Origin of the sequence: Enterococcus casseliflavus, from assembly GCF_029215545.1 — a bacterium.
GTDB lineage: Bacteria > Bacillota > Bacilli > Lactobacillales > Enterococcaceae > Enterococcus_D > Enterococcus_D casseliflavus.
Map to the genome: position 1 here is coordinate 1808815 of NZ_CP119393.1, position 22547 is coordinate 1831361.

Below are 22547 nucleotides of genomic sequence, written 5' to 3' on the forward strand. Positions count from 1 at the left end.
CAGAGTGCCATGACACAAAATCAACCGTCTTTTGTCGTAACGAAAGGACGCGCTTTTAGCAAATTAGAACAAACCATGATTTGGAAAAAACCACAAAGTCATCAGACCAGTGCTGAAGAACTACGAATTGCTTCAGAGATCGCGTTGAATTGGGCGGATCCAGAGATGAAGATCTTCAATGTGTTGCTGGAAGGCGATGCTGGGTCGGGTAAGACCCAGCTGGCAAAGGCACTTTCTGCCGACCTGCAACTGCCCTACACCAAAATCACCTGCTTTGCGGATATGGATAAGTCAGATGTGTTTGGTGCTTTATTGCCAGTGATCAACACCGACCAAGAAGAGGACAAGGACTTGCTGGATGCGATTTATCAAAGTGATTGTTTTGAAGATGTCTTAGCATTGATCCAGCGGCATTTTTCCTTGACTCGTGAGCGGGCACGGGCGAAATTTGCGGAACTGATCGAACGGATTGAAACCAGTGATCAGCAACCGACGATTCAATACAAATTTTATCCCTCCGAAATCGTACGGGCGCTGGAAAAAGGCTATTTGCTTGAGATTCAAGAGCCAACGGTCATTCGTGATGCTTCGGTACTAGTGGCACTAAACTCGGCCCTTGAACAAAACGGGATGCTAAATATCCCGACTGGCTTTGTTCGACGACACCCTGACTGTGTGGTGATCATCACAACGAATCGGAATTACCAAGGCAACCGCCCCTTGAACGAATCCTTGCGAGATCGGATGCAGCATGCTGAAAAAATGGATTTACCTGAGCTAGCAGTCATGGTGCAGCGAGGCATTGCCAAAACCAATTATCCGGACAAAACGACTGCAGAGAAAATGGCTGAAATCATACGCTTACTGGACGTGACCGCCAAAGCCAACGCCATCAAAGGGGTGGCGGGCATGCGTTCCTATTTTTATTGGTTAAATGCAGTTAAACAAGGACAAGATCCTTTTACAGCAATTGATAGCAAAGTGCTCTACAAAATCACTACCGATCCAAATGAACTTTCTCTGTTACAACAGGCGCTAGAAGCTTCCGGGTTATTGGCGCAATTGCGGCTTTTGTTTTCTGGACAACCGCTAAATGCCTTTAAAGAACAAATCAAAGGACGCAGAGTCAGCAGCGAAGAGGCTGACCAACGCAATGTAGTGGAAGAAGGCACGCCCATCCTAAAAAATGAGCAAGTCCTTGAGACCGCCAATCAAGAAACTGAGGCGGAAACGATGGAAACCAGTGATTCTGACAAACAAGAAGCGAAAAGCGCAGCAACTGAGGCGACGTTTTCAGAAGAACTAGAACGCAATAGTCATGATGGCCAAGCAAAAGCTGGGAGTGAGACACAAGAGGCAGCTCCTGCTTCTCATTCTTTGTCCATAGAAGCGTATGAAGCCCAGGAGAAAGAAAAGAAAACCACGGCATCAAAGGCAGCACGACAAGCATTGAAAGAATCGATCCATGCCAAAGAAGGGCTGATCGTTCATCGACCACCCGTCGATTTAGAAAAAGCGACTGAAGCCCAACAGCGTTTGCAGCCGTTGCTGCCGATCGTAGAGTCATTGATCAAGCAAACCCAAGAAGTATTGGAAAACGAACAAGCTTCGGCATACAGTAAAGGTAAGTACAGCGGTACACGCTTTGATGCCAGCAAGGTTGCGTATCAGGATTTTCGGACCTTTGACAAGAAGAATCCACCTCACGAACAGCCTTCCTTAGCTCTTGCTTTGCGCATCGATGAATCTGGTTCGATGATTCGAGAAGATCGGATATTGTATGCCCAACAGGCGGTCTTAGCGGTGAATGCTTTTGCCGAACGTTTGTCTTTGCCATTGATGATCTATGGCGATACAGCAGACGTGACCGCTCGTGAAAAAACCTCGCTTTTTGCATACAAAGAATTTAATGAAGGCTTTGAATTTGTGCCAGAGAAACTCATGACAATGAAGCCTCGGCAAAATAACCGTGATGGAGCTGTCTTGCGTGTGCTAGCTGAAAAGCTTGCTCATCAGCTGGCAACCACTAAATTACTCTTGAATATCAGTGATGGCCAGCCAAAAGCTCTTCCTGATTATACAGGGGTAAAAGCCAAAGAAGATATTCAGCAGGTGATCGCTGACTATGAACGACAAGGGGTGCTGTTTCTTGCAGCTGCTATTGGGCAAGACAAAGAGGTGATCAAAGCGATTTATGGGGAAGAACGCTTTATTGATCTTTCTAATCTAACAGAATTTCCGCAGCGTTTGTTGCAGCTACTGACAAGGTATCTGTAAACGTCGATAGCGAAAGGGAAAAGAGTGTGGACTGCATGCCGCACTCTTTTTTTTGATCATAATTATATTATGTAAACAAGATGATATTTGTCTAAATTTGGAAAGTTCTGTAAAATAGACGCCAAAAGGAGAGATATCATGAACAAATGGCGGTACTTCTACTATCCTTGCCAATTCGGCTGGCACGCGGCTCTTCGTAGGCGCAGTTTGCTGATGAGTGGTGTATTGGCGATTCTTCTACTGATCATCGCCATCTTTGCAGAGCATTGGCTAGTGTTTTTTCATCAATGGCTACAATATGAAACAAATAGCAATGAGAATCAGATGGATCTCACGTATGCCAGTTGGCTTTTCTTTTTGCAGTTGCTACGCTTCGTACTAGGCGTTCTAACTGTAGGCTTGATCGCCGCCTTTTTATGGCACTGCAATCACATGTATCGTTTTCATTTGATGGGGGAGGAGCAGCAATCTCTGAGTATTCGGTTGTTGTTAGGACAGTCTCCGTTGTTGGTCACCTTTGAAGAGCTTTTCTTTGTAGGCATTCAAAGCACTGCTATTAGTTTGATAGGGCTTGTCAGCGGTTTGTGGCTTAGTCAAAAAGCACTGCAGGATTTCTTCCATTTCTTTCATCTTCCCACAGGCTTTACTTTCGAATTTCCCTTTAAAGGTCTATTAATCGCTCAACTTGGTGTGCTCTTGTTGCTTTTTTTGTTACGATTCCGCGGTACAAAGAGGACGGTTGAAGAGATTCTCGTTAACGGATGCCCGAATGGGTGAGGGGATGATAGGCTGCTTTTATTTCCCTCTTCCAAAATGCGAACATATGTTTTATAATAGGTGAAACAAGACAAAGGTCGTGAATTTGTGAAGACATCCTTAACTTTAGAAATGGAAGAGGCACTTTATTATTATTGTCGGGAAAACAGTGATATTGTGGTAGAAGAGGTAGTCATGCCAGATGATCACGGCATCGTGGATACTTTGAGTTGTCGCTTGACGACTGAAAATACCTTTGAATGGCGTTGCTACGAACTCAAAGTTAGTTTGGCAGATTTTCGCTCAAAAGCAAAACTATCCTTTATTGGGAATTATAATTATTTTGTCTTACCTAAGGCATTGTATGAAAAAGTCAAAGATCAGATTGGACCTACAATTGGTGTTCTGGTCTATCATGCATTTCTTGAAAAAGAAACGGGCAGCAAAGGGTATTTCAGTGTCGAAAAGAAGCCCCAACGGCAAGAGCTGCAGGTTCCAGAAAATGCCTTATTGTTTCGGTTGATTTCGGCACAAGCGCGAGAAGTCGGCAAAGCAAAACAGACTGCTCGAGGATTGCGGGTATTTTCAACAGAACGTTTGTACCAAGAACTGAAGAAACGTCAGCCTGAGTATGACTTGTTCGGTGGTGGAGTCAATTACTATGATCGATTTATTGAAGATACTCAGCTGCAAGCGATCGAAGCCTTGAAAGAAGAATTGGCCGCTACGAGATCAGCCTATGAAGCGCTGGAAAAACGTTTTTTATCAGGCGAGTAAGAAGGAGAGAAGAAGATGTACTTCCCGTATATTCGTGGAAAACAATTTGATTTATTGGCGTTGAAAGCACTGTTGGAACAAGATTGTTTGTCAGACGCGATCCAGCCGATCATTGAACCAGTCAAGCAATCAAAAACGTTTTGGACGACCATTGACCTGTTTCAAAGGAAGCAGCATCCTTTTTATCTGGTTCGCAATCCACAGGCGGGGGCTTTTCTGACGGCAGAGGGGTTAGCAGAGTTGCAAAATGTTACTGCCCCTAAAGCAATGATCGTAGATCGCCCCATTGAGACAGTGGAAGAAAAGCCTGATCTTTGGATCATTCATCAAGCGGACCAAGCACTCGCTAGTGATTGGCGGGAAAATACACTGCCGGTACTGGTAAGCAAAGAGTTTCGTTTGTTAAATAAAATCAACGGCCCGAAACTACTGATGGAAGATCCGTTTACCCGTTTACCTAAAAATAGTTTTTATACAGAATGTCCAGACGAAGGATTTTCAAAAACCCATCATCTTTATCATAAATTGGGCTATGCGGGATTTAGTGATTTTTCTGTCGATAGCAAAATTTATTATGAGCACAGTTATCCCTCAAAACGGTTGGTTTTGCATTGGATCTATCCAACAGCAGAGCAAGACTTGCGAATCGTTCACTTATTTTCTGAGGAAGAATTACCAAGTCAGAAAGAAAAGTTTTTCGAAGTCATGGAAGCTTTGTTACAGCATGAGGAAGAGTATCCTACGCAAACAGCTGGGCTGCAGCTATTAGTTGTTGCCTATCAGCAAGGGGCGTTTCCAGGTATGGGCGTTATTCGGAAAGCTGCCGTTATGAATCACTTGGAACTCGTCAGTCGTCTTATTTAGTCGCTATACGCATACGATTGTAGGCTCTAACAAAATACTGCCATTTATTGTACAAAACACCTTGATTGCACCCATTGTTTTCAGGATAGTGATAAAATCAGGGAAAAGGAGTTGGCGCTCGTGGGAACAAAAGATAGAGAATATTATCGAAATGAAGGAAAAGAATTTGAAAAAAACAAGAAAAACCTGCTTATTCGACGTTTAAATCAACTAATCGTTGTCTTGGTCATTTTGATCATTGTCTTTTCGGCGATCCTGTATTACATAGTTTGAAACTTTCCGTAGCTGTCATTGCTTTATTGGCAGCAACAAAACGAAACTTGTACTTAGATGACTGTGCACCCTTGATTAGGACTCGCTATGGGAATCTGATCCGTTTAGGTGAAAACTGAACGCAACGAAACGTTTCTTGTTTATCGTTGCTGGTTTGCCTGTGATCAAGATTCCCATTAGGCTATTAGTTAGCACAAATTTGCTGGGTTAAGTGCGAATCATTACTGATAAGATCGTGAACAACGATACTTGACTGATTCATTGAGTTTGGCCAGCAGCTGCAAACCAAAGCTTGAATTCAAAGATTCAAGAATCAACAAAATCAAATACAGATAAAGGTACAGATACAATTTGCCAGTTGATTTTCTTATCAGTTGTAGAACAAACAAAATCTAAAACTATCGCTCAAATGACCATTTTTTTGGATTATGCTGCCAATTAGGTGAATTTGAAGGAAATAATCCTAAATAAGAGGGAGGAGAGCCGTAAAATTATCCGCTAAATACGGTGTTCGAAAAATTTTATATTTTAGTTTACATAATATATATTATACAAAGTTGTATTCGAAAAAGAGTTCGTGATATTTTAGACAGTTCAAGTCAATTTTGCATCATTTTACCTCCCTCCGAATGACTTTTATCAGGAAATTGTCACTAATTCACTTAAAATTCAACTAAAACTCAGATTTCTTTTTTTACAAGTTTCTTCAGATTCTTTTTTGATTTGCTGATCAACAGTTTGATAACTTTCTGGTAGCAAGTTACTTGCGGATTCGTCTTTTTTATCTCAGCAAATACAGATTCAAGCTATCAGCCTTGATTCACGAACCAATCGGTTTGATTGTATGCTATAATCATTTTGAAAATCTTTGAGCTTTTACCTAGAACTTTATTCATATATAGCCAATCCGTTTTAAAATTCTGACACAAGTACTTAAACGTTGCAAATGCCAACAAATATCTACTACATGATTCGATTAAAAAGAACCCTAAAATCATGTAGATGACTTAGGGTATTTCGTTATTTAATATAATTGTAATGTTCATAGGTCGCCATAAACGTCCATATTTTGCTAAAAAAGTCTGAATAAAGCGCCGTTGATCATTCCTTGGAATACTAGAACCATGGCAAGTAAAATCAAACCAGCAGCTATCCATAAGCTTATTTTTCCTTTTCGTCGACTGTTGAACGGGTTTTGCTTCAAATTGCCACTCGTCAGGATGAAATACATAATCATGCTGAATGATATGAGCAAAATAATTTCTATCCCTATACCTAACCATAATCGCTGATTGTTTATTATTGTCATTTTATCACCTCAACTCATTTTACCATTAATGAGTTGCAGACTACTGATTTGCCTGGTTTGCAGCTTGTTTTTTCCATTTGTGTAATTAACACCCGATAAAAGCAATTCCATCCGTATAAGCTGACAATTCTAAAAGGAGAATAAAAATGAAAAAGAAGAAGCAATTAAAGCTAGTCTTTTTACCAAAAATCTGGGCGTCACTCCTCTACTTGCTTTTCGTGTTCACAGCCCTCTTCCTCTACTTATCAAAGTACTTGGACATTTCTTTCTTTACTTCGATGTATCCTGACTTTTATCTTCATATCTCCAATTTTTCGATTAGTTTGATTATTGGCTTACTGGGGTACTTTTGGCTTCTCGTAGGTGCGCCATTTAAAGCCGTCACGCTATTGACCCTGCTCTTACTCATTGCCAATCTATTGAGCGAGACTGTCTTGGGCTTTATGAACACCCCTGATCGAATCGATTTACTTTTTGGGATTGCAGGAACGCTCGTCGCATATTTTACTTTGGCAATGATCAAAAGACACGGTTTAGTCAAGAATCAATCGGTTTGATTCAAACAGTCGTGACTTCTCCTTATATGATCCCTTCGCTACTTAGGTTCAACCCATTTTTTGGGAAAAGAAACATCTTGCTGCAGTGATTTAGCCGAAAAAAGCACTCAATAAAGGGAGTGCTTTTTTTCGTTTCCATTGGTGATACTTTCGTATGGCTAGTCACTTGGTAGCCAATACAATGGACTTAGCTGTAGATTTTCCCAATACGGGTTGTGAAACCCTATCAAATAGTGCATGGCTAAATACCCGAAAATCATAAAGCCAAATGACAAAGTCACGATCCGTCCCCACCGTGGTATTTCTTTGATAAATAGACCTAGCATACATATCAATAAGGGGAACGAATAATTAAACAGTAAATCACTTCTAATATTTTGGTTCAGAGGATCCTTCATTATTTTGTCATTTAAGCCCCAACTTATGCCGACGATCACAAACATAAGCGCCAGAATAGTCAATCGTTTGCGATCAAAAAGCCACTGTTCTTTATCTTTCCTACTTGCAAAGTAGATCGTATGCAGGACCACGATTAATCCAGACATACTATTCTCCTTTTTCGCCAGCTATTTTCTAAAACGTTCATGATTCCTTCAGAATAAATTATAACATATATAGTATAAAAAAACGATACCCGCCACTATCCCCTTGTTTGATGCACTTTTTAGATGTTTCATAGAAGAATCAGAAATTTAAAAATCTGTTCGCTTTACAAAAGAGAACGTATGTTTGTATTATATAGATAAGAGGTGATTGCTATGGGTATGCTGCAACCATATGAAGATCGGAAAAAGCTAAAGTGGCAAGGATTCTTTTTATCTGAGCATACAACTGAAATTGAAGAAGAGCCGACACGCACGTTTGATTGTCCGCCTAAGCCGTCACTCACAACGGAAGAAATCAATCAATGCTTATTCGAAGCGATGAAAAAGAACGTAACTGTGGCGATCCAACGAGAAGAAGTCAATGAAGAAGGCGGCTATCCCCCAGATATTGTCGGAAAAATCAGCGGATACGACACATTGGGCATTTATTTGACGAGAGAAACCACAGAAAAAATCCATTATGATGAGATTCGTCATGTTGCTTTTTATGAAGAGAAAAAATGGTTTGATCTCAACGAATGATCCGCTTTTTACTACTTACTAAAGGAGGAATACCTGATGCAAACACAAAAAGGCGCTGTCTCAAAAATAAGGATCGTCTCCTTTGCCCCCTCCCCTTTGGTCCGCTTTACACTAGGCACCACCAACTGTTTGATTGCGAAGCACAGTTTGAATTTTTTAGGGGATGTTGATGAGGGCATGTTTCTAACTGTGGGTGGCTATTGGAATAAGCGCCACCAATTCGTGGTGCAAAAGTATACGGTGTACGGCAAAATAAAAATCATGTTGGATATCGATACCTATCGACAAAAAACAGTAAAGGCGGGTTCGCTATGAGAGCAAGAGACCTCTTGACAGCACTGACAACGTCGTCGAGTGCAGCAGATTACCAAGGAATTTATTTAACTTACAAAGAAAACCTGATTCCTTTTACGACGATCGCACAAGATAGTCATAACCAATTGATTTTATTTTTCGAACCCAAAAAGCCTGCTCTGACTCTGAAAGAATTATATACACAGCTAATGCTGCATAAGAATTTGGACTTGCTCTATTGGGATGGCGAGTCACGACAAAAGGTATTGGGGTTTCGTGAACAAGAAGAAAAAATCATCCTTTAGTCCCCTCGCCTATTTTGGCACACAACAAACGTTGAAAATCTCGGCAAAAAGACAAAAATGAAGTATACTTTGTGTAAAGACTAAAGGAGTTTATCATGAAAAATCAAAAGATTACCCAAATGAGTTTTGCGAAAGTCTATCCTCTGTATATTGCCAAAGCAGAACGGAAAAATCGGACAAAAGAAGAAGTAGATCAGATTATTACCTGGCTGACTGGGTATGACCAAGAAACACTCCAACAGATGGATGATGATGTTTCTTTTGAACGCTTTTTTAAGCAAGCCCCTCAGCTCAATCCTGCACGAAAACAGATTACTGGTGTGATTTGCGGGATTCGGGTAGAAGAGATCGAAGAGCCAATAGTTCAAGAAATTCGTTACCTAGATAAACTGATCGATGAATTGGCGAAAGGAAAAGCCATGACGAAAATTCTGCGCTCTGCTGAATGAGGCGTTTTTTTTCGAGTTGCTATTTAAGAATCAACGCTTTATACTAGAAATACCTTGGCAGGGGCAAATCATTGCTCAAAACACAGTGGGACAACACCCCACTGTGTTTTTTTATCCTGCTTTTCTTGACGACAGCTTGTAACCAGGCAGGCGATCTTAGTTTAGTTCAACCACTTAGCATGTAGTGCCCTTTGGAATTGGCCACCTTTTCGTGAAAACACAAGAACGTTGGCTGCGGCTCTCCTCTTCTTTACTCAACAAGACTCTCTTGGCACGTACAAAAAAGCACTCCTCTTATAGAAAGGAGTGCTCAGACTGTAGACAAACCTTATACAAACATGAGGTTTGTCTTTTTTCTATGTAATATTCTATGGATAATCGATAGATTAGGCAGTTTTCCTTTAGGAAAACGTCTCTTTTGCGCTCTGATCCTTTTTATTTTTGCCAGCTTTTTCATATTAAGACACGCAAAAGTAAGCCCAATTTTCATGTGCATTTTTTCAATTCCTATTTGATTGGTATAACGTAACCCATGAAATTCTTTTGCTGTCCCAAAAATTCGTTCAATGGTTTCTTTTCTCTTTTTATAAAGTTCTTTGAACCAACTTTGATGGCGTATCTCTTCACAGGTCTCTATAGCTTCAGCCCAAATGTGTCTAGTGATTACTTTGGTATGATTTTTTGAGTTGGTACACTTAGACAAGAAAGGACAATTTTTACAATCCTTTGGATTGCTTTTGTATTCGATATATCCTTTGCGATTGGTAGTGGCATAAGAGAGTATTTTATTATTGGGACAGATATAACAATTATAGTAATCGTCATAAACATATTCATGTTTCTTGAAATAGCCTTTTTTAGTCATAGGACGTTTGTATGGGAAAATTGGGGTCAATTTATGTTCGAGTAGTAAATGTGCAATTGCTGGTGTCTTATACCCAGCATCCATAATTAATTTTTCTAGGGGAAAAGCTCCTTTGAGCTTGTTAAATAAAGAAACAAACGTACGACTGTCATGAAAGTTCCCTGGGTGTGTAGTATAACCTAATATCCATCCATGTTTATCACACGCCACTTGTGAGCTATAGGCAAAAACTTCTTTGTGTTCACCTTTATGAAACCAACCACTTTCAGGATCAGTCGTACTTCTTTTTTTCAAGGAAGTTTTACTTTCTGCGTTTGTTTCTTTTAAGGGCTTTTTTAAATGTTTTTCTCGATTCTTGGTGATTTCTTTTGTCAGCTTATCTGTATAAAAAACAGCTTGTTCCATTACTTCGACAGATTCTTTTTTGTTACGATTCGCATGTGCTTTAATATGCGTACTATCAATAAATACTTCGGAAGTATCTACGATACCTTCAGCGATACATTGTTCTAGAATTTCATAAAAAATTTTTTCAAAGAGATCTGTTCCTTTGAACCGTCGCGTATAGTTTTTACCAAATGTTGAAAAATGAGGAACAGGATCTTCTAAACTCAAACCTAAAAACCAGCGATAAGCGATATTCACTTCTATTTCTTTTATTGTTTGTCTCATACTTTTAATACCAAATAGATATTGAATCATTGGTAATTTAATTAGAAGAATAGGATCCAAGCTAGGACGTCCTTGGATTTCATCGTATTTCTCTTTAACCAATTCATAAATAAAGGAGAAATCAATACATTGATCTATTTGCCGAAATAAATGGTCCTGTGGGACCAAGTCTTCAAGAGAAAAGAAACCGATTTGTGCGCGTTTACTCATATCTTGTTTTGAGAGCATCTGGATACACCTCCAATTGATACTCTTATTTTAACGGATAAAAAAAGACAAAGCACTAAAAACTAGTACTTTGTCTACAGTCTGAGCACTCCTCTTATAGAAAGGAGTGCTAACTATTACTTTTTCATTTCTTTGATCTGTTCTTTTCGTTTCAAATACGCCAACTCTTTTTCCATTTTGCGATAGCGAGCGAAGGCTGCTTCTGAAAGCTCACCGGCAGCAATAGCTGCTTTTACCGCACATTTCGGTTCTGTTTCATGCTGACAGTCTCTGAAGAAACAACCTTCAGCATATTGACTGATCGCTTCAAAGGATTGCTCGATCGAAGCTGACCGAACGGTACTGATGCCAACTTCCCGCATGCCAGGAGTATCGATGATCATTGCGCCAGAGGGCAGTGTGAACAACTGGCGACTCGTCGTCGTGTGTCGTCCTCGACTATCCTCTCGTATGTCATTGGTTTTTTGAACGGCTTGCTCCATGAGCTGATTTAATAAGCTGGACTTCCCAACGCCTGACGAACCGATAAATGCACTGATTTTTCCGTCTGAAAAGTAGGCTTCTGTCAGCAATTCGTTCGGTTCATAAATAGAAGTAGCGAATGCTTTCACACCAAAAGCATCGTTTAATGCTTGCAGCAGCTCTGCTTTTTCATCAGCTGTGACTTGATCGGCTTTGGTCAAGAGAATCACTGGGTTAGCGCCACTGTCCCAAGCGATCGTGACAAAGCGCTCTAACCGAGCGAAATTGAATTCTTCATTGGCGCTGGTTGCAATAAAAACCGTGTCGATGTTCGCAGCGATCCCTTGTTCATCCGTCCGATTTCCAGCTACTTTTCGTTGTAAAAAACTCTTTCGTGGGAGCAAAGCATCAATCAAGAAATGATCTTGATCATACACCTGCCCTTGGACAAAATCACCAACAATAGGATAATCCTTTGGCACTCGTGCCTGTTGACGAAATTTTCCTGAAACAGTTGCTAAGCATTCTTCTCCTGTGGTCAGGCGGACTTTTGCGATATCCTTAGCCTGAAAGACTACGATTCCTTGTTTTTCCATGATTTCCCTCCAGTTAATTAGGAGGCCGCACTTAAAAAGAGAAACCTCCGGGTTGATGTTGCTTCATTTGATTTGTCATAGGACATTTCCCCTTTCTATGTTGTGCTCATCATGTGATGTCGCTTTATTATACCACTGGAACGGACAGTATGCTAAAGCAAATGACCCAAAAGAACATTTACTGAAACGAAGTAGATAAACAAGCCAGCAATATCTTTGATCGAGGTGATGATCGGTGCCGAACCGGCTGCTTGGTCGATGTTTAGTTTAATAAGTACAAACGGGACTAAAAAGCCAAGTGCTGCGGCTAAGGTCATAGCAAAAACTAAGGAAATCCCAACAGCGACCCCTAACATCGGGATCCCTTGCCAAAGTGAAGCAGCGGTTCCAGAGATGATCCCGACGATCAAGCCTAGACTCAAACCGATCCAAACTTCTTTAAAGAAATGTCTGGTGAAGGTTGAAAGATCAATATGCCCTAACGACATCCCCCGAACAAATACAGTAGAGGATTGTGTACCAACGTTTCCACCCATATCCATGATCAAAGGAATAAAAATCGCAACGGCTGCCACCGACTCTAACGTTTGTTCAAATTCATCAATGACGACCCCAGCTAAAAGTCCAGCAACTAAAGTGATCACTAAGAATGGCAAGCGGACTTTCCAGATTTGCCACAGGCTGCCATTGATCAAAACATTACTACGGTCTGCTTCGTTGGAGGCGACATCGACCAAACCAGCGGCATTAAACATGTCTTCCGTTGTTTCCAACTCGATGACATCGATCGCGTCATCGACAGTGATGATCCCAACGATTCTTGATTCCTTGTCTACGACTGGCAGCGCAATGATATCTAGTTCATTTAGCAAACGGGCTGCTTCTTCTTGGTCGGTGTCAGTGGTCACATAAATAACTTTTTGGGACATGATCTCACTGATGCGTTGATCCCCTTGCGCCATTAAGAGATCTTTCAGCGACAAAACACCTTCTAACGTTTTCGTTTGATCAGTAACATAAAGCGTATAGATCGTTTCTTTTTCTTTGGCTTGCATTCGCACTTTTTCTAACGCTTGATTGACCGTCATATCTTTTTTCAATGTGATGAATTCCGGTGTCATCAAACGACCCGCAGTTTCGGCTTCATACCCTAGTAAGAGGTTTGTTGCAGCTCGTTCATCAGGCGCCAACGATTGTAAAAGTTTTTGTGTCACGGTCGCTGGCAACTCATCCAGAAGCCGTACACGAACATCTGGCGCCATCTCATTCACAAATTCGGTTGCTCGTTCATCGGTGAAAGAGCGTAATAAGTGTTGTTGGGTAGCTGGTGTCAAATCTTCAAACAGGATAAGGGCTTTGTCTTTCGGTAACAGTCGGAAAACGATCACTTTTTCATCCGCGGATAAGTTGCTGAATAATTGTAATAGCGGCAGCTCTTCCATTCCTGATACGAGTTCTTTTAACTTTTCAGAGTCTTTCTTATTTAAATAATGTAAGATGGTTTCTTGCTGGTTCATGGGATACACTCCTTCTCCTATAATTTTGGTCAAAGAAAGAAAGGCAATCGTTCAGAAAATTGTCCAGTTTTCTTTCGTTTGAACGTTGTCTGCTAGACAGCTGAAAATTTGTTCCGCAGCTGGAGATGACTGTTATTAAAACAAGCATCAAAGGGATAGAGCAGCAACTTTATTCATTATATCACATAGTTTTTTTAAAATATGAAAAATATCACTCGCAGACAAAAAAAATCTTTTAAAGGACGTCGCTTGTAAAGAAAATTGACTGAAGTTCGTCAAGAACAAAAGGCAAAAGAAGCTAGCAGACGCTGTAAAACATCCCCCGCAAATGGTATGATAAACTAGTTGTGATTTTTTTACTCACCGTTTATTCTAAACCTATATCAATGAAAAGAGAGGCAATAAAGAGATGGCAAAGAAAAAAAATTTGATTGGATCGGTCACTGCGCTTCTCGCACTCGCAGCAGTTGGCTTTGGTTTCCTACAAAACAATGACCTATTTCCAAAGCAGGAAACGCAACAATCAGAGGTAAGCACCCCTTCTGCTAAAGATATTCGCGCAGACGAATTGGCACAGCTAACCTACCAAGGCACCCAAACAATTGAAGTCAATCAGAACATCCCTGAGTTTTCAGAAGACGACCTTTCACTTGAAAATGGTGCCTGGGAAGCATACGGCGACCTTGACCACCTCAATCGAGCGACTTCGGCTGAAGCAATGTTGAATCAATCCTTGATGCCTACGGAAAAACGTGGCGATATCTCTAGTGTGAAACCGACAGGCTGGCGTAATAAACAGCTCCCCAATGGGAAATATTTATACAATCGAACGCATTTGATTGGGTTTGCTTTAGCTGGCGAAAATGCAAACTGGAAGAACTTGATCACGGGAACTAGTCAATTGAACAATCCAGAGATGTTGCGCTTAGAAATGGATATCAACTACTATCTCAAACAAGACAAAAACCATTATGTTCGCTATTCTGTCACTCCAATCTATCGTGATGACGAGCTGGTTGCCCGTGGGGTACAGATGCAAGCCCAATCTATTGGCGACGATACGATCCAATTCAACTATTATATCTTCAACATCCAAGATGGTGTCACGATCAACTATGCGGATGGCAGCAGCGAGATTTCAAACGAAGATATGACGCAACAGGAGAATGCTACAAGTAGTGAAAGCAACACCACAACAGCCACTTCTCAAAGCAGTGAAACAGAGGAGAAACAGAAAGAATATGTCGATCAACAAGGAAATGGTTTGATCAAAGGATCAAGAAGCGGCATCTATCATTTGCCAGGATCTAAATACTATGATGATACGACGAATCCGAAAGAATGGTTCAAAACGATCGCTGAAGCGGAAGCTGCTGGCTACCGTGCACCAAAATAAAAAAGCCTAGAGGCTTTTTTATTTTGGTGTTAAGTTATGCTTCATTGCCATGCGTTTGTTTTTCGTCTGCTAAAAGTGCTTGTCGCAACGCTTTGACATAGGCCTTCCCTTCGTCTGTAAAACGAACCGAACGTGACTTAAAGCGATAAGCTCGGTAAATTAGGCCTCTTTTTTCGAGACGCAGCAAATGACGATAAACCAAAGAGGTCGTTTTTATTTCTTCATTGGCACAGATTTCTCGTATGGTAGGTGCGCAACCTTGAGCTTGCATATATTCGTCAATGAAAATTAAGATTCGATCTTTTCTAGGCATAAGTCCTCCTTTCTGCAAAACAGTCTTCACTGCTGCAAATTCGTAAAAACCGATAAACTGCTGCCTCGTCTGCTTTTTGTCCGATCAATACACTGAAAATCTATTGATCTGTCTCTTTTCCCCTTCTTCCAACGAGTAAAAGTTCTTTTTATACGCTGAAATTTTCCCCTTAACGAGAAAAGCATCGGCTAGCAGCGCTCTTTGGTATTGATTTTATCAAATTTAGCAGCAAAAAATAGTAAATTTCAAAATTATTTTCCTTTTTATTGACCTAAAAATAAATAGAGCTATTATTTTTTCTTAGAATTTGTTATTCTAAATTTAAGTAAAGGAGGATTTTATGTTAGGGATCGGTTTATTTTTTGTAGGAATTACTTTGATAATCAACGGCTGGGGCAGCTTACTTCACATTGACTACCGCTCACTTGCTTTGATCAATCTTTTTACAGGTACGTTATCTTTTATTATCAATCTAATCTATATGCTTCAAGGCGCTTATTATGAAGCAGGCACTGGCTTTCTCTTTGCCTTCACGTATTTGTTGGTAGGGATCATTTACCTTTTTGATTTAGATCTACGTATTTATGGGATTTTCGCACTATTCGTAGCCATCAATACCTTACCTTTTGCTTGGGTCTCTTGGCAATGGGAGCAAGATCCCCTCTTTGCATTGATTTGGTTAACATGGGGAGCGTTATGGTTTTGCGGCTTTTTGGATACGATCGTGAAGGTAAACTTTGGTCGTAAGATTCATTATTTTGCGATCGCTTGTGGTATCTTCACTACGTGGGTCCCAGGCTTGCTGATGCTATTAGATCTCTATTAAAAAAAGAGTGATTATCTCAATGATAATCGCTCTTTTTTTTAGTAGGAAAACTGTTTTTTTCTAAAAAGTGTTCAATCTCCTGCATCGCTTTCTGAGGACCATTTGTTGGGAAATGCTTCTTTAGCTGGCAGGCTTGTTGTCGGATTTTCGGTAAACAAACCTCAGTTAGGGCAGATTCTAGCTTTTTCTCAGTTACAGGTTTTGTCAGTGCGATTGCATTGCCATACGCCACGCAGTACTGAATATTGCAGCTTTGCTCATAGTGCATCCCAATTCCGATAAACGGCTTCCCAGATGCACAAGCTGTTTGAACAGTCCCTTCCCCACCATGGATAAAAGAAAAATCGATATGCTCATGCAATAGATGACTTGGCAGATATTCGGTCAAGAACAGATTCTCTGAGTCGTTGTGTTTCCCCTTGAGTAGATGTGTAACCGGAGCAATGATCGCTAGTTCCGAACGGTTTCGCAAGAAAGCTAAGATTTTTCGCACCATGCGCGGATTCCCCGAACTGCCCATCGCAAAATAAACGATTCGTTTTCTTTCCCGCCGCTTTTGTTGAATAAAAGTCAACACTTCGTCTGGTAAAGAAGACCCGAGCTTCGCAAAAATCGGCCCAACGATTTGATAATTTTCTGGCAGCTGCTCTTTCGTTAAAAATAAATCAGGAGTGGTGATGAGATTTAAATCAGCGTCCATCATTCGTAAGCTCGTTTCAGGCATAAAAAGTTTTTCTGTTTGAGCAGCGTGTTTGAATGCTCGGGGCATCCAGCGGGATTTTACCAATTGTTTTCTTATCCAATACCAAAGTGGTTTCCTTAGCGGTCCGAAGAAACGCAAACTAGAAGGGATAAATGCGCTATCTGATCGAAAAAAGGGATCGCTCATCGCATAGGGTTTTACGTAGACTAAGGGAATCTGTTTGCTGCGAGCTGATAGAAAGATCGTGACATTCGATCCAGTTACAATGACCTGAGGAGCAAGTTTATCGATCAGCTTTTGTTCGCTCAGAATACGCGCGGCAACCATCTCTTTGGTGAAGGGATTTTTGATTGAGCGTAGTTGATCTAATTTTATGATCTGTTCCTCTTGTTTTTCTGTCAGAGTCGGCGTCAGCAAATGGTACGTAAAGCCACTTTCAGTGATAAGTGAAGCAAAGGTTTTTGAAAAACCAAAGAACTCGCAGTGGTGATTTCCTTGCATTTGTTTAGCGACTTCGATCATCCTTGTCGTTTCAGCCAAGTTGAATACCGCAGGCGCAAAAAGAATCGTTGGCATGAAATCCTCCTTATGTATCGAGTCCATCCACTCGTTTCTTTCAAGTATACTAAAAGTAGGCACATGTAGGAGAAGTTTTTTTGCAGATCTTCTCGTTCATCTTTTTACATTATTTAATTAAAAATTTGCTATAATAAAGAAAACCTTTCAAGGAGTAAACCAATGCGAAAAAAAATATCTTCCTTGCGGCTTAGTACATTATCAAGCGGGCTCATTCTCTTTGCTTTCTTTTTCTTGATTCAACAATTTTGGGAAATGGTTGTTTCTGACTTTGCACTTTTGCCTTCGCTGGCATTCATCCAAATTCTCTTGATGATCCTTTCAACCTTTCTCATTAGCAAGCTTGTAAAAAAACGCTCGTGGCGGCAAGTGCTTTTTGGCAGCTACCTATTCATCATCGGCTCGCTATTTTCTTTCTGGCTAGCAAATAATCCATTGGAGCTGCAAGCAGTCATTCTTTATATGATAGGCGCTTTTTTTGGCGGCATTCTTTGGGAATATTTGGCCCAGCGCTTGGCAACAGATCTTCTGGCCAAAGAACATGAACCTCGTTAACAGAGGTTTTTTTCTTTTTCTGATAGAAAAGGCAAACATTCTTCGTATATAGTGTGAAGGGGTGAAAAAGGTGCAGGATGAAGAAATCATTGAACGAATCAAAAAGAAAGACTATGCCGGCTTAGAAGAACTGTTAGCTGTTTATGGTGATAGCATGCTGAGGACGATTCATAGTGTCCTCTCCCAACCGCATGAAGTGAGCGAGCGCCAAGATGTAGCGAACGAAGTTTTTTACGAGGTTTGGCAAAAGATTACTGCGTACCAACCAGAAAGAAGCCGCTTGATTACTTGGCTGCTTTTGATCAGTCGTAGTCGTGCGATTGACCACAAGCGGAAGTTGAACAAGCGCTCACTGGAAGAAAAACCTGTTGATGAGCAGGAACTAGCTATTGAAGACTCACCTTTGACAAAGGAAACCTTTTTGGGCTTTATTGAAGACCTTGAAGCCCTCGATCAAAGGATTTTTCTGCTCTACTATTTTTACCAAGAGTCACCCGAAACCATCGCAGAGCAGACGGACTTAAATGTCTCAGCGATCTACAATCGTCTTTCCCGTGGCCGAAAACGCTTAAAAGAAAGGATGACTATCGATGGATTTTAAACAGTTAGTCTTAAATGAAAACAATTCACTGACAAAAATATCTGAACAAGAAAAAGCAACAACCTTCGAGCTGTCCAAACAATATGTTTTCTTGCAAGATCTATTAGAGGAGCTTCGGACGCTTTTAGTAAAAGACGAAACGATTCTTGGCTATCTGCCTTTGACGCCAGATGGAAACCTCGCCTTCGCCAATCAAGGGCTTGGCGCCTATGCCTATGCAACAACCGAGAAAGCAAAAGCATACCGTGACATCTTTCATGATACCCGCGGCAATCGTTTGTTAGTTTTCACAGAAACCCGAATGCTTTTTCTGGTCATCATCGACTATTTAGAAAGTAACACCTATTTCAGTTACCCCTATGAGACCATCAAGGCGTTCACGATCAAGCCAAGAAAGCTGATGAAGCACGAATCACCAGAGGATAAAGAACAATTCCATTGGGGCTATTTCGACTTTCAGGCAGGGACGCACATTTTCTCAGAAGTACTGACGAAAAAAGACTACGAATTATTTACGTTCTATCATGAATCGATCCCTGCACTCAAGAAAATTCCGATTCAAAACAAAGTTTACCGAGCAGCGAAATATCAGTATTTCCTGAGTAATTGGCATTTCAGTATTCGCTTGATGACCGCTTTCAACCTGGTTTTCCTGCTGCTGTTTGTATTAATGATTCTCGGTTTTTTCTTACACATTGGTCCACTGAAAGGATTTTATTATAAGGATCTGTTGGACATAGGTATGGTCATTTCCCTTTTTTATAGTAAGAACATCTTGCCATAAAAAAGGACTGCTGCTCCTTCCTAAGCATTTCTTTTATATCAATTGAATAAAGCACCAGATTTTCTACAAAAGAGTACCCCTTGCAGGATTCAAGTCAAAATGAATGCTGCAAGAGGTATTTTTCGTCTCGGACTATTGGGATATTCCTAACCGTTCATTTTTTCATTTCCTTTTGAAATTCTCAGATTTCTTGTGAACTTTTCAGAAGACTCCACTCATAATTTCATACACGCCTAATGGGATTATTTTTTCCTTCACGCTTGCTTTTTAGGAAGAAACGTTATGATGATTTTACTTGCTAGGAGGTGTGAAAAATCGAACTTATCGGACATTTGGTCTTTTGGATCCCGTTTTGTCTTTTTCTAGTGATTGGATCGTTTTTCATACAATGGCGGAAACGTTTCGTTTCAACCCTTATTGCAGCGATCCCGTTTCTCTTTTTTATGGTAAAAATATTCAATTATCGGCACTATGAGCCAGATTCTATTTTCATCATCTATTTGGTCGGGCTCTTCTTGTCGGCGATCTTACTGATTGCTGCTGTCCGCCGGCTGTCAAAAAAAGCCTAAACCTAGGGTTACTAGAAAACAAAGACATTGCCTAAAATGAAACCCAGCCTAACTTTAAGGTTCATTTAAGGTTCACGGACTATAGTCAATACGGACATAATAATTTAGAGCCTGTGCTAGCGGAAACTAGCGCAGGCTTGTTTGATTATTTATAGAAAATAGGACAAATCGCTAGCAGGTGTTGGGTAGGCAAAAATCATTTGTGCCAGCGCTTCTTTCGATAGCTGATTCTCCAACACAAAAACGAAGTGGTTGATCAACTCATCGGCTAATGCAGAAACAATCGTGACCGCAACGATGGTATCAGATGTGTCATAAACCAATTTGATTTTTGCCTCTTGATCATTGATTCGTCGATAAGTGTACCAAGAAGAGAGATCCATCACCTCGCTATGATATTCTGAGGCATGATCGGCAATCTCTTGCTCACTGATCCCGATTCTTGCCAGTTTTTCCGCACCAAATACCAGCGTAGGGATCAGCGGATAACGGATAGGCATTTTCTGGTCATCTATATGCTCGACAAGATAGGCGGCTTCAAAGCTGGCAACAGGCGTCAGTTTGGGCTGCTTTTTCGCTAGCACATCCCCAATTGCATAGATGTGTCTTTGACTAGTCTGCAAAAACTCATTTACTACGATCCCTTGTTTTGACGTTTCTACCCCTGCCTTTTCCAGTTGCAGCTGATCGCTATTGGGTCTGCGTCCCGTGGCACCAATCACTGCTTCTACGGTTAGAGACAATGCTTGTGTCTGGATCGTATAGTGGTTTTGTTCTTTCGTGATTCGCTGCGTGTTCTGATTAAAGTGGAACGAAACGCCTTGGTCCTGCATTGAACGAACCATTTCTGCGGTCAATTCAGCATCAAATCCTTTTAGCGGCTGGTCATTATGATGGATCACATGAACTTCAGCACCTGCTGCTTGAGCGATCATCGCCAATTCGAAGGTAATATACCCAGCACCTATGAAAGCAATCGTTGCTGGCATCTTTTCAAAGGAAAGAAAATCAGTACTGCTTTGTAAATGCTCCTTGCCGACGATGGGCAGTACGGCTGGACGCTGTCCTGTCGCAATAATTATTTTTTCTGCTTGAATCTCTTCTGCGTCCGCGACGACCGTATGGGCATCACGAAAAGCGGCTTGTCCGTAGTAAGTAGTGATCCCTTCTGCTAGTAACCCTTGTTTGGTTGACTCTGGCACCCGATCGGTATACGAGCGCTTAAACGCCATCAGTGCCGGCCAATCAATGGCTACCTGTCCTTGAACACCATTGCCTTGCATACGTTTCGCCTCTGTTTTGACTTCTACGCCTCGCATCAGTAGTTTTTTCGGATCGCACCCGCGATTGGGGCAAGTGCCACCCCATAAATCGGCTTCAACGATCGCGACTGTCTTACCTTTGGCTTTTAACCCGTAGGCAGCAACCGTTCCAGCTGGACCCGCTCCGATAATCAGTACATCCACCTTTTTCATCTGTCTCCTCCTTCTCCTAAAAAAATATTCCTGCGCTTGCTCTTCCCTTCAAGTATAGCGAATCACGGTCAGCCAACAAAATAATTCGCCTTTTGCGGCTCCTGCGAATGATCACAATCAGACCTTGAAGTTGCGTTTGATGTGGTATACTTTTCTTGTCAGTTTAACGACAAAGGAGAATGAATGACTGTGAGTTTTAAACGTTTTTTTCAGCTCTTTCTTTTTTATTTTCTCTCGATTCTGGTGGCATATGGCCTGATTGCATTTCTAGCAGTAGATAACTTTTGGCTGGTGGTCTGTTTGATGACGATTGTCGGCTACCTCACCTTGGGTATCCCACTAACCTTATTGAGTTTAAAGAAGAAAAAATAAGACAACAGACAAAGACACCAGCAACTTTTCTAAGAAGCTGGTGTCTTTCCTCATTGATGCGATTATCCTAATACGATCTGGGCATCTGCCAATGCTTTTTCCACGACTTCCATCACCAGCTTGCTATGGGCAAGGCGTTCCTTGACAAAGGCCTGATCATTTTCGTGAATGGCTTGTGCAAAGCGGACAAATTCTTCAAACATACGATGTCCGTGAACGCTGCGATCCTGATGGCTTTTTGCCCCATGGACCGGTTCAACGTCATAACTGGCAAGCATATTCGTCGGCCCATTGACGATGATCGATCCTTTCGTCCCTTGGATCGTTGAACGAATCGTCGCTGTCGAATCTTTGGCGCCGATACAAACGACTTTTGTTTGTTCATAGTCTAAAAACAGCATGCCAGAAGTATCGATCCCCTGTTCGACATTAGCAAAATAGCGGACACTTTTTGGTTTTCCTAAAAGCCCGACGACAAAATGAATATTATAGATATTGATATCCATCAATGCCCCACCACCCATTTTCGGGTTAAATGCAGGTAAAACGGTTCCCTCTTTGAATAAATCATAACGAGAAGAATACTGCGAATAGTTGCATTCAATCACTTTCAGCTCTCCCAATGTTTCAAGCTGCGCTTTTATTCCTTGATAGTTGGCTAAGTACTGATTTGTGATGGCTTCGATCAAAAGCACCTTGTGGGCAGCAGCCAATTCTGCTAATTCTACTAATTCTCGTGTCTGCAACGTAAATGGCTTTTCACAAATGACGTGTTTGCCAGCGAGGATTGCTTCTTTGGCAAAGGGATAATGCAAATGATTGGGCAGTGCGACATACACGGTGTCAACGGATGGATCCGCCAAACATGCCCCTAACTCTGTGTAGACGGTTTGAATCCCGTATTGCTGTTTTAAGTGATTCATTTTTTCTAAATCATTTTCTGTCCCAAAAATAGCGGACAGTTCAAGCTGCGGGACATCCCCTGCCACCGTCAAAAAATCATGGACGATCATGCCTGCCCCTAAAATCGCTAAGTTCATCTTGCTTCC

25 protein-coding genes are annotated in these 22547 nt (G+C 41.2%); 17 read left to right on the forward strand and 8 right to left on the reverse strand.

Annotation, left to right across the window (positions count from 1 at the left end):
- Nucleotides 1-9: 9 nt before the first annotated feature.
- The 6 genes from P0G38_RS08765 to P0G38_RS08790 all read left to right on the forward strand — a co-directional run bounded on the left by P0G38_RS08765 (nt 10) and on the right by P0G38_RS08790 (nt 6813).
- On the forward strand, nt 10-2277 hold the full coding sequence (locus P0G38_RS08765) for an AAA family ATPase (RefSeq protein WP_275855164.1): 2268 nt from the start codon (nt 10-12) through the stop codon (nt 2275-2277).
- A 138-nt stretch (nt 2278-2415) separates the two neighbouring features.
- Nucleotides 2416-3054: a hypothetical protein gene (locus P0G38_RS08770; protein WP_275855166.1), complete on the forward strand. Its 639-nt coding sequence runs from the start codon at nt 2416-2418 to the stop codon at nt 3052-3054.
- 87 nt (nt 3055-3141) lie between these two features.
- The gene (locus P0G38_RS08775) at nt 3142-3810 is read left to right on the forward strand and encodes a hypothetical protein (RefSeq protein WP_086338209.1); all 669 of its coding nucleotides are present in this window, start codon (nt 3142-3144) and stop codon (nt 3808-3810) included.
- A 15-nt stretch (nt 3811-3825) separates the two neighbouring features.
- A complete protein-coding gene (locus tag P0G38_RS08780; RefSeq protein WP_275855168.1) occupies nt 3826-4674 on the forward strand; it encodes a sce7725 family protein in 849 nt (282 codons plus the stop codon).
- A 120-nt stretch (nt 4675-4794) separates the two neighbouring features.
- Complete coding sequence (locus P0G38_RS08785; RefSeq protein WP_010748347.1) at nt 4795-4947, forward strand: hypothetical protein; 153 nt, start codon at nt 4795-4797, stop codon at nt 4945-4947.
- Nucleotides 4948-6402: 1455 nt separating this feature from the next.
- A complete protein-coding gene (locus tag P0G38_RS08790; RefSeq protein WP_015509699.1) occupies nt 6403-6813 on the forward strand; it encodes a hypothetical protein in 411 nt (136 codons plus the stop codon).
- 158 nt (nt 6814-6971) lie between these two features.
- Here the strand turns inward: P0G38_RS08790 and P0G38_RS08795 are convergent, their stop codons facing one another.
- On the reverse strand, nt 6972-7358 hold the full coding sequence (locus P0G38_RS08795; protein ID WP_275855171.1) for a hypothetical protein: 387 nt from the start codon (nt 7356-7358) through the stop codon (nt 6972-6974).
- Between the two features lie 213 nt (nt 7359-7571).
- On the opposite strand from P0G38_RS08795, the gene P0G38_RS08800 reads away from it, so the two are divergent.
- From P0G38_RS08800 to P0G38_RS08815, 4 genes are all read left to right on the forward strand, one after another.
- On the forward strand, nt 7572-7940 hold the full coding sequence (locus P0G38_RS08800) for a hypothetical protein (protein ID WP_196044282.1): 369 nt from the start codon (nt 7572-7574) through the stop codon (nt 7938-7940).
- A 36-nt stretch (nt 7941-7976) separates the two neighbouring features.
- The gene (locus P0G38_RS08805) at nt 7977-8255 is read left to right on the forward strand and encodes a hypothetical protein (protein ID WP_275855174.1); all 279 of its coding nucleotides are present in this window, start codon (nt 7977-7979) and stop codon (nt 8253-8255) included.
- The gene (locus P0G38_RS08810) at nt 8252-8539 is read left to right on the forward strand and encodes a hypothetical protein (protein WP_005226077.1); all 288 of its coding nucleotides are present in this window, start codon (nt 8252-8254) and stop codon (nt 8537-8539) included. The genes P0G38_RS08805 and P0G38_RS08810 overlap by 4 nt, the downstream gene beginning before the upstream one ends.
- A 95-nt stretch (nt 8540-8634) precedes the next feature.
- On the forward strand, nt 8635-8988 hold the full coding sequence (locus P0G38_RS08815; RefSeq protein ID WP_016609342.1) for a DUF2200 domain-containing protein: 354 nt from the start codon (nt 8635-8637) through the stop codon (nt 8986-8988).
- 328 nt (nt 8989-9316) lie between these two features.
- On the opposite strand, the gene P0G38_RS08820 is transcribed toward P0G38_RS08815, so the two are convergent.
- The 3 genes from P0G38_RS08820 to mgtE form a co-directional block, all read right to left on the reverse strand.
- Nucleotides 9317-10753 (reverse strand): IS1182 family transposase, encoded by a 1437-nt coding sequence (locus P0G38_RS08820; RefSeq protein WP_275854126.1) that lies wholly within the window; start codon nt 10751-10753, stop codon nt 9317-9319.
- 116 nt (nt 10754-10869) lie between these two features.
- Nucleotides 10870-11811, reverse strand: a complete 942-nt coding sequence (gene rsgA / locus P0G38_RS08825) for a ribosome small subunit-dependent GTPase A (protein WP_128489699.1) — start codon at nt 11809-11811, stop codon at nt 10870-10872.
- 152 nt (nt 11812-11963) lie between these two features.
- Entirely contained in the window at nt 11964-13328 is a 1365-nt protein-coding gene (gene mgtE / locus P0G38_RS08830; RefSeq protein WP_015509692.1) for a magnesium transporter, read from the reverse strand.
- A gap of 409 nt (nt 13329-13737) precedes the next feature.
- On the opposite strand from mgtE, the gene P0G38_RS08835 reads away from it, so the two are divergent.
- On the forward strand, nt 13738-14724 hold the full coding sequence (locus P0G38_RS08835; protein WP_275855179.1) for a DNA/RNA non-specific endonuclease: 987 nt from the start codon (nt 13738-13740) through the stop codon (nt 14722-14724).
- 34 nt (nt 14725-14758) lie between these two features.
- Here the strand turns inward: P0G38_RS08835 and P0G38_RS08840 are convergent, their stop codons facing one another.
- The gene (locus tag P0G38_RS08840; RefSeq protein ID WP_275855181.1) at nt 14759-15037 is read right to left on the reverse strand and encodes a LexA family protein; all 279 of its coding nucleotides are present in this window, start codon (nt 15035-15037) and stop codon (nt 14759-14761) included.
- A gap of 340 nt (nt 15038-15377) precedes the next feature.
- Here P0G38_RS08840 and P0G38_RS08845 point away from each other — a divergent pair, with 340 nt between their 5' ends.
- Nucleotides 15378-15863 (forward strand): AmiS/UreI family transporter, encoded by a 486-nt coding sequence (locus P0G38_RS08845; RefSeq protein WP_275855184.1) that lies wholly within the window; start codon nt 15378-15380, stop codon nt 15861-15863.
- Between the two features lie 16 nt (nt 15864-15879).
- Here P0G38_RS08845 and P0G38_RS08850 read toward each other — a convergent pair whose 3' ends face one another.
- Nucleotides 15880-17142 carry a glycosyltransferase gene (locus tag P0G38_RS08850; protein ID WP_275855186.1) on the reverse strand — a complete coding sequence of 421 codons (1263 nt, stop codon included), beginning with the start codon at nt 17140-17142 and terminating at the stop codon, nt 15880-15882.
- Between the two features lie 162 nt (nt 17143-17304).
- Here P0G38_RS08850 and P0G38_RS08855 point away from each other — a divergent pair, with 162 nt between their 5' ends.
- The 4 genes from P0G38_RS08855 to P0G38_RS08870 all read left to right on the forward strand — a co-directional run bounded on the left by P0G38_RS08855 (nt 17305) and on the right by P0G38_RS08870 (nt 19557).
- Nucleotides 17305-17697, forward strand: coding sequence for a hypothetical protein (locus P0G38_RS08855; RefSeq protein ID WP_016609349.1), 393 nt, complete (start codon nt 17305-17307; stop codon nt 17695-17697).
- Nucleotides 17698-17758: 61 nt separating this feature from the next.
- Nucleotides 17759-18298 (forward strand): sigma-70 family RNA polymerase sigma factor, encoded by a 540-nt coding sequence (locus tag P0G38_RS08860; RefSeq protein ID WP_338070819.1) that lies wholly within the window; start codon nt 17759-17761, stop codon nt 18296-18298.
- Nucleotides 18288-19082, forward strand: a complete 795-nt coding sequence (locus P0G38_RS08865) for a hypothetical protein (RefSeq protein WP_275855191.1) — start codon at nt 18288-18290, stop codon at nt 19080-19082. The genes P0G38_RS08860 and P0G38_RS08865 overlap by 11 nt, the downstream gene beginning before the upstream one ends.
- A 307-nt stretch (nt 19083-19389) precedes the next feature.
- Complete coding sequence (locus P0G38_RS08870) at nt 19390-19557, forward strand: hypothetical protein (protein WP_005235914.1); 168 nt, start codon at nt 19390-19392, stop codon at nt 19555-19557.
- Nucleotides 19558-19800: 243 nt separating this feature from the next.
- Here the strand turns inward: P0G38_RS08870 and P0G38_RS08875 are convergent, their stop codons facing one another.
- Nucleotides 19801-21126: a dihydrolipoyl dehydrogenase family protein gene (locus P0G38_RS08875; protein WP_275855193.1), complete on the reverse strand. Its 1326-nt coding sequence runs from the start codon at nt 21124-21126 to the stop codon at nt 19801-19803.
- 183 nt (nt 21127-21309) lie between these two features.
- Here P0G38_RS08875 and P0G38_RS08880 point away from each other — a divergent pair, with 183 nt between their 5' ends.
- Nucleotides 21310-21498 carry a hypothetical protein gene (locus P0G38_RS08880; protein ID WP_005226063.1) on the forward strand — a complete coding sequence of 63 codons (189 nt, stop codon included), beginning with the start codon at nt 21310-21312 and terminating at the stop codon, nt 21496-21498.
- A 62-nt stretch (nt 21499-21560) separates the two neighbouring features.
- Here P0G38_RS08880 and P0G38_RS08885 read toward each other — a convergent pair whose 3' ends face one another.
- Nucleotides 21561-22538, reverse strand: a complete 978-nt coding sequence (locus P0G38_RS08885) for a Gfo/Idh/MocA family protein (protein WP_275855195.1) — start codon at nt 22536-22538, stop codon at nt 21561-21563.
- Between the last annotated feature and the right edge of the window lie 9 nt (nt 22539-22547).

Coding starts and splice junctions, on each gene's coding strand:
- P0G38_RS08765 (WP_275855164.1), top strand. CDS start 10: ATGACACAAAATCAACCGTCTTTTGTCGTAACGAAAGGACGCGCTTTT.
- P0G38_RS08770 (WP_275855166.1), top strand. CDS start 2,416: ATGAACAAATGGCGGTACTTCTACTATCCTTGCCAATTCGGCTGGCAC.
- P0G38_RS08780 (WP_275855168.1), top strand. CDS start 3,826: ATGTACTTCCCGTATATTCGTGGAAAACAATTTGATTTATTGGCGTTG.
- P0G38_RS08790 (WP_015509699.1), top strand. CDS start 6,403: ATGAAAAAGAAGAAGCAATTAAAGCTAGTCTTTTTACCAAAAATCTGG.
- P0G38_RS08795 (WP_275855171.1), bottom strand. CDS start 7,358: ATGTCTGGATTAATCGTGGTCCTGCATACGATCTACTTTGCAAGTAGG.
- P0G38_RS08800 (WP_196044282.1), top strand. CDS start 7,572: ATGGGTATGCTGCAACCATATGAAGATCGGAAAAAGCTAAAGTGGCAA.
- P0G38_RS08805 (WP_275855174.1), top strand. CDS start 7,977: ATGCAAACACAAAAAGGCGCTGTCTCAAAAATAAGGATCGTCTCCTTT.
- P0G38_RS08810 (WP_005226077.1), top strand. CDS start 8,252: ATGAGAGCAAGAGACCTCTTGACAGCACTGACAACGTCGTCGAGTGCA.
- P0G38_RS08815 (WP_016609342.1), top strand. CDS start 8,635: ATGAAAAATCAAAAGATTACCCAAATGAGTTTTGCGAAAGTCTATCCT.
- P0G38_RS08820 (WP_275854126.1), bottom strand. CDS start 10,753: ATGCTCTCAAAACAAGATATGAGTAAACGCGCACAAATCGGTTTCTTT.
- rsgA (WP_128489699.1), bottom strand. CDS start 11,811: ATGGAAAAACAAGGAATCGTAGTCTTTCAGGCTAAGGATATCGCAAAA.
- mgtE (WP_015509692.1), bottom strand. CDS start 13,328: ATGAACCAGCAAGAAACCATCTTACATTATTTAAATAAGAAAGACTCT.
- P0G38_RS08835 (WP_275855179.1), top strand. CDS start 13,738: ATGGCAAAGAAAAAAAATTTGATTGGATCGGTCACTGCGCTTCTCGCA.
- P0G38_RS08840 (WP_275855181.1), bottom strand. CDS start 15,037: ATGCCTAGAAAAGATCGAATCTTAATTTTCATTGACGAATATATGCAA.
- P0G38_RS08845 (WP_275855184.1), top strand. CDS start 15,378: ATGTTAGGGATCGGTTTATTTTTTGTAGGAATTACTTTGATAATCAAC.
- P0G38_RS08850 (WP_275855186.1), bottom strand. CDS start 17,142: ATGCCAACGATTCTTTTTGCGCCTGCGGTATTCAACTTGGCTGAAACG.
- P0G38_RS08855 (WP_016609349.1), top strand. CDS start 17,305: ATGCGAAAAAAAATATCTTCCTTGCGGCTTAGTACATTATCAAGCGGG.
- P0G38_RS08865 (WP_275855191.1), top strand. CDS start 18,288: ATGGATTTTAAACAGTTAGTCTTAAATGAAAACAATTCACTGACAAAA.
- P0G38_RS08875 (WP_275855193.1), bottom strand. CDS start 21,126: ATGAAAAAGGTGGATGTACTGATTATCGGAGCGGGTCCAGCTGGAACG.
- P0G38_RS08880 (WP_005226063.1), top strand. CDS start 21,310: ATGACTGTGAGTTTTAAACGTTTTTTTCAGCTCTTTCTTTTTTATTTT.
- P0G38_RS08885 (WP_275855195.1), bottom strand. CDS start 22,538: ATGAACTTAGCGATTTTAGGGGCAGGCATGATCGTCCATGATTTTTTG.